We start from the raw sequence: 12,639 nt of genomic DNA on the forward strand, positions 1-12,639 counted from the left end.
ATGCTGGCGACAACGCCAGCGGACGACGGCTGCCGCGAGTGGACTATCGTTGCTCTCTTCCGTGGGGTGTAGACATTGCTGGAGGCGGAGCCGGACGTGGGCATTGATGCCGACTGTGACGCCGATAAATCAGCGGGCTCAAGCGGCGAGAGGTTGTCGGCTTCCTCGTGTCGGGAGATTTTGAGGTCGGCCGCAGTGGCCGTCAGGCTCAGCGGTAGGAGCGTGGCGTAGGTGCCGGTTTGCTTGAAGCGGTCCGCAAACGGTCCGCGGGACAGTCGAAAACGGCCGTCGGGCGCCAACGCCAACCATCGAGAAAACGCCTGCTCAGCGCTGAATCGGCGGCTTTGCCGCAGGTCAGGACGTTGCCCGATTGGTTCATCACCAACTCCGCCACGACCCTGGACCGGTCGCGGATCGACGTCTGATCTGTTGCCGGGCCGGGCGTCAGGGGGTTGTTGGGTTCTGGAGGGTGCGGCGGAGGCGGGCGGCGGGGGCGGGGCGGTCTGCGGCGGTGAGGAGTTCTATGAGGCGGGAGCCGACGCGGTGGTGGAGGGCCGGGCCGCCCTGGGGGGAGATCGCGTAGAGGTCCATGATCTCGGTGGCCTCGTCGAAGAGGGTGAGGGCTTCGTCGAGGCGGGGGTCGGCCGGGGTGACGCGGACTTCCGCGGCGATGAGCAAGGCGCCCGCGAGGCGGTGGAGGGCCAGGGGGTCCTTCTCGGTCATGCGGCGGCAGACCATGACGCACTCGTCGGCTGCGTCGGTGGCCTCGGCGAAGCGGCCCGTGACCATCAGCGCGCCGAGCAGGACGCCGAGAGCCTCGGCCAAGGTGTGCTGTTCGGCGATCGCCTCGCGGGCGCTGACGCGGCGAAGGATCGCGACGCTCTCGTAGGCCGCGGTCAGGCTCTCCTCCGGGCGTTGGGCGACGAGCAGGCGTACGGCGAGTCCGTTGAGCCCGTCGGCGAGTTCGCGCTCGTAGGCGGCGGGATTGACCCGGGCGAGGTCGCGGTAGAGCTCGACGGCCTCGTGGGCCAGCGGGACGCTGTCGGGATCGCCGACACGTTCGAGGGCGGCGGCCAGGTGATACAGAGCGTTGGCCAGGGACATGGCGTGGGCGGACGGGTCCTTCGCGTGGAGACGGCGGCGCAGGGCGACGCTCTCCCGGCCGTGTGAGACCGCCGACCGCGGACGGTCGATACGCAGGTGGCACACGCCGAGGGCGGCCAGGGCGGCGGAGAGGTTCGACTCGTGCTTGCCGGGCTCTTCCGCGGCCAGCGCGCGCAGGAGCGTCACGGACTCCTCCAGGGCAGCCGTCGCGTCGTCCCAGCGCTGCGCGTACGACAGATCCCGTCCGATACCGAGCAGGCCGCTCGCCAGGTCGGGACGGTACTGCTCGTCGTACGCGGCCAGCCTGCGCTGTACGGCGACGGCTTCCTCGGTGGCGGCCAGGGCCTCCGCCCGGCGTCCGACCTCGCCCAGGCGGTCCGCGTACGCCTTGAGGGCGAACGCCAGATTGCCTTCGACCACGGGGACGAGCGAGGGATTAGGGACGCCGTCACGGGCGATGGCCCGGAACTGGGCCAGGACGGCCTCGGATTCGGCCAGCGCCTCCTCCAGCCGACCGGCGTGGTGGAGGCGGACGCCGTGCTCGTGCCGCTCCGCGGCCTGGTCGTTGGGGTTTCTGGCGCGCTCCAGGCGGTGCGGGAGCAGCCGGGTGCTGACGGCGGCGATTCCGGGGTCCAGGTCGGGACTGCGCCGGTTGAACGGCGGGAAGAACATCGCGACGGCTTCGAGGAGTTCGGGGCTGATGTCGTCAAGGGCGGCGAGCGTGGCCAGCGCGGCGCTGCCCCCGATGACGGCGAGTTGAGGGGCCGTGCCGAGCAGCGGGAACAGGTGGAGGGGGCCGACGTGGGGCCAGCGCTGGGCGGCGGCGGTCAGAAAGACGACGGCGCGTGGCATCCAGCTTCCGGTGACCGCGTCGCTCACCACGTCGGTGCCGCTGAGCATGGCGCTGACGGTGCGCCCGGCCCAGTCCTGGGCCGGGTAGTCGGCCCGGTGGCCGGGAAGGGTCAGCGCCAGGAAGTCCTCGGCGAGCCGGTCCGGGTACAGCGGTTCCAGGACGGTGTCGCGGTCGGCCTCGGCCGGTGGGTAGCAGACCGCGTGATCCGCGAGGATGCGATCGGCCGGCAGCCGGACCGCGAGGTCGCTGATGGCCACCCGTCCCTCCTCCGGGCTGACCGGCCCGGTGAGCGCCGCGGTGAACACGGTGCGGTTCATGAGCGCGGGCGAGGTGCGGAACGCCGGTGCGGACGGGGCGATCTCGTGATCCGGGTCGCCGTACAGCCGCGCCCAGTGCAACTGCTCCCGGTCCAGCAGATAGCTGGACAGGCCCGCGAGGTCGGTGGGCGCGCGCAGCCCGTGGGCGTCGGCGTCCACGGCGACCAGGGCGGCCATGTGCACGGCCAGGGTCAGGCCGAAGGCCGCGTCACCGAGCGGGGCCGGTGCCGCGATGCCGCCGGGGGAGACGCCGTAACGCGCGGCGAAGCTGTCGCGGGCCACGGCGAACATCTCGGACCGCGGGGACGCGGCGGCGCCGTCACCGCCGACCTCGTCGGACAGCGGCGCGAGCCGTTGCAGCGAGGTCCTGGCCTGCTGGTTCGCGAGAGCGGCGCGCACGCTCGGCCAGACCTCGTCGCCGCGGGCGATCAGCAGCACCCGGGCGCCGCGCCCGCTGTCGCGGTGCACCAGCGCGTTGCCGAACAGCCACATGAGATGGGTCAGCGGCCAGCGGTCGGCGTAGTCGACGACCAGCAGCACACCCGCGTCGCCCCGGTCGCGGAGGTCCTGACTGCCAGGAGGCGGCAGCACGCTCCCCGGTCCGTGGGTGGCGGTGACGACCTGCCAGCCCTCGGCCAGCGACTCCTGCGCGAAGCGGTCCGCGAGACGGGTCTTGCCCTGTCCGCCCGGCGCGCACAGCCACTGCACGGCCAGCGGACCGCCGCCGTCGCGCCAGCGCCGCAACGAGGTCAACTCGGCGGTGCGTCCGGTGAACTCCACGACCCGGAAACGCGCGTTGAGCATCCGGCTCGGTACATTCAACAGAAAGCCGTCGTCCGGCAGGACCGGCGGCTGCCAGCGTTGCAGCAGGTAGACCGGGACGCCGTCGCCGAACACGTGGATGTCCGCGCCCACGACCCCGTAGGCGAAACCGCTCTCGGCGCGTACGGACTGGCTCACGCTCCCGCCTCCCCACCGTGCGGTGTCCGGCGCTCCACGTTCCGCTGGCCGAGATCCGACACGGTGCCCTCCCCGTTGTCCGACGATCCGATCGCCGGTCGCTGGAAAAGCGTACGCAGCGCCGCCCCCCGGACGCAGGGGATCCGCTCACCGGGCGGGCGCTCGGACCGGTGCCGGACCGGCGCCGGAACGGCGTGGTCGCCCACAGCACGGGGGCGTTGGTGGAGGGGGCTCCACCCGGGGGTGGAGAGGGAGATTCAACCCCCGGTTTGATCCGCTGAGCTGGGGGTTTCCGTAGATTCTGAGATGTCGGCGAACCCGCCGGCCTCGTGGGAGTCGCTTTACGGAGGCGTCCGTCATGTCCGGTCTGATCGATGCGCTGGTGATCGTGGCGGTCATCGGTGTGGTGGTCACCCGCCAGTTGCGGCCCAGGAAGGTCACGGGCGGCCGGCGGTGGTGGCTGATACCGGCGGTGCTGGTGTTCATGTCGCTGCGGCAGCACGGGCTGATCGACCCGGAGCACCGGCAGACGGCGGTCGCGCTGCTGGCCGTGGAGTTGGTGGTCGCTGTGGGGATGGGGTTGGCATGGGCGTGGACCACACGGTTGTGGACCGAGAGGGACGGGACGGTCTGGGCGCAGGGAGGGAAGGTCACCGTCGCGGTCTGGGCGGCGGGGGTCGCGGTGCGGATCGGGCTGTACGGGGTGGGTACGGCGATGGGGGTCCACCAGGACAGCGGCTCGTTCCTGATAGCGCTCGCGGCCACGCTGCTGATACGCGCCGGGGTGCTCGCCTGGCGGGCCCAGAGCGTGGCGCCGTCGTACCGTACGGCCTCATGAGCGGTTGGACGTCCTGGCCTTCGAAGGAGGCGCTGTCCCGCGAGAACCGGTCGTCCGCGCGGCGGGCGTTCGGCCGGGGAGTGCGGCTGCTCTTCGCCGCCGCGGCGCTCTGGGGGATTTTGGCCCGCACGGACCTCAACGGGTGGCTGACCGCGGCGTCCGTGCTGGGGCTGGCGGTGGCGGCCGTCGTGGTGTGGGCGTTCTTCCGGTTCACGCTCGCGCACCGGGCGGCGCCGTCCGTCGCACTGATCGCACTGATGTTGGGCGCCGCCTTCGGGCTGCACGCGGCGGGCGCCGATGTGCCCGCGACGTTGCTGTGGTGCGGCTGCGCGGTGCTCGGGATGGAGCGGCTGCCGCTGGCTGCGGCGGCGCCCCTCGCCGGTACGGCGCTGGCCGCCTACGCACTGGTCGGCGACTCCGGCGGCTGGCTGGTCACGTCGCTGACGGTGGCGGGGCTGGGGCTGATCGGGTACGTCGTGCGGCTGGACGCCGAGGCGCGGGGGAACACGCAGCGGTTGCTGGTCCAGGAGCGGGCGGCGCGGGCGGCGGAGGCCGAGTCGGCGGCGTTGGCGGAGCGGGCCCGGATCGCGCGGGAGATCCACGATGTGCTGGCGCACAGCCTGTCGGCGCAGACGGTGCACCTGGAGGCGACGCGGCTGCTGATCGAGCGGGGCGTCGAGCGGGACGTGGTGCTGGGGCGGGTGATCGCGGCCCGGCAGATGGCGCGGGAGGGGCTGGCCGAGACGCGGCAGGCGCTGTCGGCGCTGCGTGGGGAGATGGCATCGGTGGAGGATTTCCTGCGGGAGCTGGTCGCTTCGGAGGGGGCGGACCTGGAAGTGGAAGGGGAAGCGCGGTATCTGCCCGCGGAGGCGGGGTTGGCGGTGCGGCGGGTGGCACAGGAGGCGATGACGAATGTGCGCAAGCACGCGCCGGGAGCGAAGGTCGCGCTGCGGCTGGAGTACCGGAGTGAGGAGGTGGAGCTGGAGTTCCGGGACTTCGGGAGCAGGACGCCTGTGGATAACTCTTTGAGGGCATCCGGATCGGGCTACGGTCTTCTGGGGATGCGGGAGCGCGCGGAGCTGCTGGGCGGCGCGCTCGACGCCGGACCGGCCGAGGAGGGCTTCGTGGTGCGCTTGCGGGTGCCCGCGTGACGCGGGTGGTGGTCGCGGACGACCAGACAGTGGTGCGTGAGGGAATTGTGATGCTACTGGGGCTGCTGCCCGACATCGAGGTGGTGGGAGCGGCGGCCGACGGGGAGGAGGCGGTACGGCTGGTGGGGGAACACCGGCCGGAGGTGGTGCTGATGGACCTGCGGATGCCGCGCTGCGACGGGGTGGAGGCCACGCGGCGGATCAGGTCGCGGTATCCGGGGACGCAGGTGGTGGTGCTGACGACGTTCGCGGACGACGGCTCGCTCTTTCCCGCGCTGCGGGCGGGGGCGCGGGGATACCTGACCAAGGACGCGGGAGGGGAGGAGATCGCGCGGGCCATCGCGGAGGTGACGGCCGGGCGGGCGGGGCTGTCGCCCGCGGTGCAGGGCAGGATGCTGGACGCGCTGACCGGGGCGGGCCCCGAGCGGCGGCCGGAGGGACGGGGGAGCGGACCGGGCGGGGCGGGAGAGCCGGGCCAAGGGGCGGCGGGACGGGGGGAGTTGCCCGACGGGCTGACGGCCCGGGAGGCGGAAGTGCTGGCCTTGGTGGCCGAAGGGCTGTCCAACGCCGAGATCGCCGCGCGGCTGCACGTGAGCATGGCGACGGTGAAGACGCACATCAACAACCTGTTCGCCAAAACCGGGGCGCGGGACCGCGCACAGGCGGTCGGATATGCCTACCGGCACGGCATCACCTGATGGGGTGAAGGTTTCTACTTGTTCGTTCTGGATCTTCCCGCTCTGTCCATGATTGGGCACATCGGCCGATCGGCCGATGGAACGAGGAGTGTTCGGTGGACAAGCACGACGGGGGCGACCCCGGGGCGCTGCGGGTGAACGACCCGTGGCAGGACGCGGCGGACGCCGGTCTCTGGGTCCCGGATCAGACGGCCCCCGACCCCGCGCCGGGGCGGACCCGGCCCGAGGGCACACCGCAGGCGGGCCAGGACGGACGGCCGGTGGACCGGTCGGCGGTGTATCTGGAGGTGCAGGGCAGCGCGGCGTTCCAGGAGGTGCGCGACCGGTACCGGAGCTTCACCTTCCCGGTGGTGGCGGGCTTCCTGGCCTGGTACCTGCTGTACGTGGTGGCGGCCACCACGGCACCGGGCCTGATGGGACATCAGGTCGCGGGTGACGTGAATGTGGCGATGGTCGCGGGGCTGGCGCAGTTCGCCACGACGTTCCTGCTGACGTGGGCCTACGCCCGGCACGCGCGGCTGCGCAGGGACCGGGCGGCGCTCGATCTGCGCTGGACGCTGGCGACCAGGACCGGGCAGGAGCGGGTGCGTTGAACAGCGGTCGGTTCAATGGCGGGTATCTGGCGGATTCGGCCGGGGAGCATCAGGGCCTCGCGATCGTGCTGTTCACGATCTTCGTGTCGGTGACGCTGGCGATCACGGCGTGGGCGGGACGGCGGCGGAGCTCGTCGGTGGAGTTCTTCGCCGGGGGGCGGCTGTTCACCCCGATGGAGAACGGCCTGGCCATCGCGGGCGACTACATGTCGGCGGCGTCCTTCCTCGGCATCTCCGGGCTCATCGCGCTCTTCGGGTACGACGGCCTGCTGTACTCGGTCGGGTTCTTCGTCGCGTGGCTCGTGGTCCTCATGCTGGTCGCCGAGTTGGTGCGCAACTGCGGGCGCTACACACTCGCCGATGTGCTCTCCGCGCGGATGAGACAGCGGCCGGTGCGGATCGCGGCGGGCACGTCGTCCGTGGTGGTGTCGATCCTGTATCTGGTGGCGCAGATGGTCGGCGCCGGGAGCCTGGTCGGGCTGCTGCTCGGCGGGCACGGCGCGGCGCGCACCTGGACGGTGGTCGGGGTCGGCGCGCTGATGGTGTTCTACGTGTCCTTCGGCGGGATGCGGGCGACGACGTGGATCCAGATCGTCAAGACGGTGTTGCTGATCGGCGGCACGGTGACGCTCACCGTGATGGTCCTGGTCCGCTTCCACGGCAATCCGGGGAGTCTGCTGCACGCCGCCGCGGCGGGCAGCGGGCACGGCAACGCCTTCCTGGCTCCCGGGCTGAAGTACGGCGGGAGTTGGGCGTCGAAGCTGGACTTCATCAGCCTCGGCCTGGCGCTGGTGCTCGGGACGGCGGGTCTGCCGCACATCCTGTCCCGCTTCTACACGGTGCCCACGGCACGCTCCGCGCGGCGGTCGGTGGTCTGGGCGATCGGGCTGATCGGCGCCTTCTACCTGATGACGATCGTGCTCGGTTTCGGAGCGGCGGCGGTCGTCGGCACCGACACCGTCCGCTCGTCCAACGCCGCGGGTAACACCGCGGTGCCGCTGCTCGCCGAGATCCTGGGCGGCGGGGAGGGGACGACAGGGGGCACCGTGCTGTTCGCGGTGGTCGGCGCGGTGGCCTTCGCGACGATCCTGGCCGTGGTGGCGGGCATCACCCTGGCGTCGTCGGCCTCCGTGGCCCACGACCTCTACGCCACGCTGCGCCGCCGCCCCGTCGCGGAAACGCAGGCACGGCAGAACAGGCGCGCCAAGCGCGAGGCCGCGGCCCCCGGCACCGCGCGGGTCACCGCCGACGCGGTGGAGGAAGGGGCGATGGAGGAGGACGAGGTGCGGGTGGCCAGATTCGCGGCCGTCGGGATCGGCGCGGTCGCCATCGGGCTCAGCCTCTTCGCGCAGGACCAGAACATCGCCTTCCTGGTCGGCCTCGCCTTCGCCGTCGCCGCGTCCGCGAATCTGCCCGCCCTGCTCTACTCCCTGTTCTGGCACCGGTTCACCACCCGCGGCGCGGTCTGGTCGATCTACGGCGGCCTCGTACCGGCCCTGCTCCTGGTGGTGTTCTCGCCCGTCATCTCCGGCAGGCCCGACGCGCTCTTCCCCGGCGTCGACTTCCACCTCTTCCCGCTGGAGAACCCGGGCCTGATCTCCATCCCGCTCGGCTTCCTCGCGGGCTGGCTCGGCACCCTGCTCTCTCCGGAGGACGCGGACGCGGGGAAGTACGCGGAGACGGAGGTGCGTTCGCTCACCGGCGCCGGGGCCGCGTAACGGCGGTTCAGCCGGTGGCGGCCCAGGCGTAGCGGTGTTCGGGACGGCCCGTGTCGCCGTATTTGAGGGTGAGGCTCAACCGCCCCGCCTGCTCCAGGTACTTCAGGTAGCGCTGGGCGGTGGAGCGGCTGAGCCCGGCGCGTTCGGCGACCTCGTGGGCGGACAGCGGGCGACCCGCCTCGTGTAGGACGCGGCGGATCAGGTCGGCGGTCGGCGCGGAGTGCCCCTTGGGCAGTTCGGCCGAGGACGCGCCCGCCGTACGCAGGGCGCCGAAGATCCGGTCGACCTGCTCCTGCCCGGCCTCGCCGCGCCCGCCCACCCCCTCCAGGGTGCGGCGCAGCGCCGCGTAACCGTCCAGCTTGGCCCGCAGACCGGCGAAGCTGAACGGCTTCACCAGGTACTGCAACGCGCCGAGCCGCATCGCCGCCTGCACGGTGGCGACATCACGCGCCGCCGTCACCATGATCACGTCCGCGTGGTGCCCGTGCTGCCGCATCCGGCGGACCAGCGTCAGACCCGTCTCGTCCGGCAGATAGTGGTCGAGCAACACCAGGTCGATCCGGGTGCGCTCCAGCACCGACAGCGCGTGCGCCGCGGTGTGGGCCCGCCCGGCCACCCGGAAGCCCGGCACCTTGCCCACATAGGCCGAGTTGATCTCCGCCACCCTGAAGTCGTCGTCCACCACCAGTACGTCGATCATCGCGCCGCCTCCCCAGCCGCGGAAAGCACTCCTCCGGCCAGCGCCCCACCGGCCAGCACTCCTTCGGCCAGCGCCTCGGGCAGCACCACCGTGAACACCGCGCCACCGCCCGCCCGCGCCGTCACCCGCGCCAGACCCCCGTACCGCTCGGCGAGCCTGCGCACCAGCGCGAGGCCCAGACCGCGCCCCCGGTGCGGCGGACGTTCCTTCGTCGACCAGCCCTCGGTGAAGATCAGTTCGCGCGCCTCCGGCGGCACTCCCGGACCCGTGTCCGACACCCGCAGCAGCAGGGTCGTGTCGTCCTCGGCGCGCAGTTCGACCTCCACGAAAGGCGCGGCGGACATCGCCGGGGACACGCGGTGCCCGGCGGCGGCGTCCAGCGCGTTGTCGATGAGATTGCCCAGCACCGTCACCAGATCGCGCGGGTCCACCACCCGGTCGGGCAGCAGCGTGCTCTGCGCGACCCGCAGCGACACCCCGCGCTCCGCCGCGATGGCGGCCTTGCCGACCAGCAGCGCCGACACCAGCGGATCGTGCACCCGGTCCGCGATCACCTCGGCCGACGCCCGATGGGTGTCGGCGACCTCCGCGACATAGCCCACCGCCTCCTCGTGCAGGCCCAGTTCCAGCAGGCCCAGCACGGTGTGCAGCCGGTTGGCGTGCTCGTGGTCCTGGGCGCGCAGCGCGTCCAGCAGCCCGTGGGTGGAGTCCAGTTCGCGGCCGAGCAGCTCCAGCTCCGTACGGTCCCGCAGCGTCACCACGGCCCCGCCGTCACCGGTCGGCATGCGGTTGGCGACCAGTACCCGCCCGCCGCTGACCGTCAGCAGATCCGCGCCCTCGACCCGCCCCGCCAGCACGTCCGTCGTACGGCCAGGCGGCAGCAGCTCGTCCAGCGGCCGCCCGGTGGCCGCGCCGTCACCGGCGCCGTCGAGCCCGAGCAGCCGCTGCGCCTCGTCGTTGACCAGCCGCACCCGCCCCTGCCGGTCCAGTGCGACCACGCCCTCGCGGACGCCGTGCAGCATCGCCTCCCGCTCGTCGAGCAGCGCCGATATGTCGGCGAAGGCCAGCCCGTGCGTGGCCCGCTGCAACCGCCGCGAACCCCACACCGCCGCCAGCACGCCCACGCCGAGCGCCGCGCCCGCGTACATCAGCAGACCCGGCACCAGGCCGATCGCCCGGTTGAGGATGCCGTCGTACCTGATGCCCACCGACACCGCGCCCACGATCCGGTGGGAGGAGTCGTACAGCGGCACCTTGCCGCGGGTGCTGCGCCCCAGCGTGCCGCGGTCGATCTGCATGATCTCGTCACCGGCCAGCGCCACGCTGGGATCGGTCGAGACGGGTTCGCCGATCCGCTTGGGGTCGGTGTGCGACCACCGGATGCCGTGGGTGTCCATCACCACGATGTAGAGGGCCTTCGTGGCGATCCTGACCCGTTCCGCCTCCGCCTGCACCGGGCCGTCCGGCGTCGGCCGGGACGAGACCACGGCCCGCGCGACCTCGGGATCGACGGCCACGGTCTCCGCGATGGCCAGCGCCCTGTGCATCGCCTCTTCGTCGAGCTGGTGGCTGAGCGGCGCCAGGAAGAGCCCGGTGGCGAGCGCCGTGACGCCCGCCGTGATCGCCAGTTGCACCAACAGGACCTGCGCCGAGACACGGCGCGGCCATCCGATCCGCATCGTGGGGCTCCTCCGCATTCCAACCGGTCCGCCGACAGGCGCGGCGGCCGACCCGCGTCCCCACCCCACGCGTACGTCGACAGCCCTGTCGTCAACGCAAGGTAAACCCCGCGGAGCCGGATGGGCAGACTCCGTTTCGCTTTCGTTGTGCGCGGGCGAGCAAAACGAGCAGAAGACCGGCTTGCGCGCAGAAGGCTCCTTGCGCCCACAAGACTGCCGCCGCCGCGGTGGTCGCTCCTAGCCTCCACCGCCATGAGCAGCGAAACGAGCCCCGCCATCGAGCTGCGGGGGGCGAGCAAGGCGTTCAGGACCCCGTCCGGCGCCCTGCACACCGCCGTGAGAGACCTGGACCTAACCGTGGAACGCGGTGAGTTCGTCGCGGTCGTCGGACCGACCGGCTGCGGCAAATCGACGACGCTGACCCTGGTCAGCGGCCTGGAGGAGCCCACGGAAGGCGAGGTGCTGGTCTCGGGAGAGGCCGTGAACGGCATCAACCCCGGCGTCGGCTTCGTCTTCCAGCAGGACGCCGTCTTCCCCTGGCGGACCGTGCTGTCCAACGTCATGGCCGGGCCGCGCTTCCGCGGTGTCGGCAAGGCCGAGGCCAAGGAGCGGGCCCGCGACTGGCTGGCCCGCGTGGGCCTGACCGCCTTCGAGGACCGCTATCCGCACCAGCTCTCCGGCGGCCAGCGCAAGCGCGTCGCGCTCGCCGCGACCTTCGTCAACGACCCCGACATCCTGCTGATGGACGAGCCGTTCTCCGCGCTCGACGTGCAGACCAGGGCCCTGATGTCCGACGAACTCCTGGAGCTGTGGTCCGGTACCGGGTCCTCGGTGGTGTTCGTCACCCACGACCTGGAGGAGTCCATCGCACTGGCCGACAAGGTCGTCGTGATGACCGCGGGGCCCGCCACCGTCAAGGAGGTCTTCACGATCGACCTGCCGCGGCCCCGCAAGGTCGAGGAGGTCAGGCTCCAGCCGCGCTTCGTGGAGATCTACCGCGAGATCTGGTCGTCGCTGGGCGAAGAGGTCCGCATCACCCGCGAGAGGAGCGTCGGACATGCCGCCTGAGTCCGCAGCCCCGGCCGCCCCCCGGACCGGGGCCGCCCCCGAGGACGCCGTCCCGGCCGGGCCCGGCGCCGGCACCCAGCGCACCAAGGCCCGCGCCCGCGCCGTCCGCAACCGCACCCTCCTGGTGTACGCCAGCCGCCTCGCCGTCCTCGTCCTCGTGCTCGGCCTGTGGGAGTGGTCGGCCCGCACCGGGGTCATCGACCCGTTCAACTTCTCCATGCCGTCCAAGATCTGGGACCAGATCCGGCAGTGGACGATGCACGGCACACCGCAGGGCCCCCTGGGCGAGCAGATCTGGTACACGCTCTACGAGGCGCTGTACGGCTGGGTCATCGGCGTCGCCGGCGGTGTGGTGCTGGGCATCGCGCTCGGCCGGATCCCCTTCCTCTCGGACGTCTTCGGCCCGTACGTGAAGGTGCTCAACGCGATGCCGCGCATCGTGCTGGCGCCGATCTTCCTCATCTGGTTCGGCCTCGGCCCGGCCTCCAAGGTGGCCTCCGCCGTCGTCCTGGTCTTCTTCCCGGTGTTCTTCAACGCCTTCCAGGGCGCCCGCGAGGTCGACCGCAATCTGGTCGCCAACGCCCGCGTCCTCGGCGCGAGCAACCGCCGCGTCACCCTCCAGGTGGTGATCCCGGCCGCCACGTCGTGGATCTTCACCAGCCTGCACGTCAGCTTCGGCTTCGCGCTGATCGGCGCGATCGTCGGCGAGTACATCGGCGCGACCAAGGGCATCGGCCTGCTGGTCTCCGCCTCGCAGGGCACCTTCAACGCCGCCGGTGTCTACGCGGCCATGGTGATCCTCGCCGTCGTCGCCCTCATCGCCGAGGGCCTGCTGACCTACCTGGAGAAGCGGCTCTTCCGCTGGAAGCCCGCCCAGCCCGGCGCCGAACGCTGAGCCGCGGTCGCCCTCCCCGAAATCCCGCGCCCCCGCGCGCGCCCACCCTCCGCTCTCACAAGGAC

At 72.2% G+C, this 12,639-nt stretch carries 10 protein-coding genes; 7 read left to right on the top strand and 3 right to left on the bottom strand.

Features of this window, described 5'->3' with window-relative positions:
* Positions 1-444 precede the first annotated feature (444 nt).
* Entirely contained in the window at positions 445-3,234 is a 2,790-nt protein-coding gene (locus tag ACIO6U_RS29835; protein WP_401723827.1) for a hypothetical protein, read from the bottom strand.
* Positions 3,235-3,592: 358 nt separating this feature from the next.
* On the opposite strand from ACIO6U_RS29835, the gene ACIO6U_RS29840 reads away from it, so the two are divergent.
* From ACIO6U_RS29840 to ACIO6U_RS29860, 5 genes are all read left to right on the top strand, one after another.
* On the top strand, positions 3,593-4,072 hold the full coding sequence (locus ACIO6U_RS29840; RefSeq protein WP_391048978.1) for a DUF1453 domain-containing protein: 480 nt from the start codon (positions 3,593-3,595) through the stop codon (positions 4,070-4,072).
* Complete coding sequence (locus tag ACIO6U_RS29845; protein ID WP_401723830.1) at positions 4,069-5,223, top strand: sensor histidine kinase; 1,155 nt, start codon at positions 4,069-4,071, stop codon at positions 5,221-5,223. The genes ACIO6U_RS29840 and ACIO6U_RS29845 overlap by 4 nt, the downstream gene beginning before the upstream one ends.
* A 50-nt stretch (positions 5,224-5,273) precedes the next feature.
* Entirely contained in the window at positions 5,274-5,921 is a 648-nt protein-coding gene (locus tag ACIO6U_RS29850; RefSeq protein ID WP_401724033.1) for a response regulator, read from the top strand.
* A 95-nt stretch (positions 5,922-6,016) separates the two neighbouring features.
* Complete coding sequence (locus ACIO6U_RS29855; RefSeq protein WP_355338358.1) at positions 6,017-6,514, top strand: DUF485 domain-containing protein; 498 nt, start codon at positions 6,017-6,019, stop codon at positions 6,512-6,514.
* Complete coding sequence (locus tag ACIO6U_RS29860) at positions 6,511-8,232, top strand: cation acetate symporter (protein WP_401723834.1); 1,722 nt, start codon at positions 6,511-6,513, stop codon at positions 8,230-8,232. The genes ACIO6U_RS29855 and ACIO6U_RS29860 overlap by 4 nt, the downstream gene beginning before the upstream one ends.
* A 7-nt stretch (positions 8,233-8,239) precedes the next feature.
* Here the strand turns inward: ACIO6U_RS29860 and ACIO6U_RS29865 are convergent, their stop codons facing one another.
* Together ACIO6U_RS29865 and ACIO6U_RS29870 are read right to left on the bottom strand one after the other, a co-directional pair.
* Positions 8,240-8,932, bottom strand: coding sequence for a response regulator (locus tag ACIO6U_RS29865; protein WP_355338364.1), 693 nt, complete (start codon positions 8,930-8,932; stop codon positions 8,240-8,242).
* Positions 8,929-10,611, bottom strand: coding sequence for a sensor histidine kinase (locus ACIO6U_RS29870; protein WP_355338367.1), 1,683 nt, complete (start codon positions 10,609-10,611; stop codon positions 8,929-8,931). The genes ACIO6U_RS29865 and ACIO6U_RS29870 overlap by 4 nt, the downstream gene beginning before the upstream one ends.
* A 252-nt stretch (positions 10,612-10,863) precedes the next feature.
* Here ACIO6U_RS29870 and ACIO6U_RS29875 point away from each other — a divergent pair, with 252 nt between their 5' ends.
* Complete coding sequence (locus tag ACIO6U_RS29875; protein ID WP_355338370.1) at positions 10,864-11,679, top strand: ABC transporter ATP-binding protein; 816 nt, start codon at positions 10,864-10,866, stop codon at positions 11,677-11,679.
* Entirely contained in the window at positions 11,669-12,574 is a 906-nt protein-coding gene (locus ACIO6U_RS29880) for an ABC transporter permease (RefSeq protein ID WP_401723839.1), read from the top strand. The genes ACIO6U_RS29875 and ACIO6U_RS29880 overlap by 11 nt, the downstream gene beginning before the upstream one ends.
* The last annotated feature ends 65 nt before the right edge of the window (positions 12,575-12,639 follow it).

Source organism: Streptomyces sp. NPDC087422 (assembly GCF_044744145.1).
Lineage (GTDB): Bacteria > Actinomycetota > Actinomycetes > Streptomycetales > Streptomycetaceae > Actinacidiphila.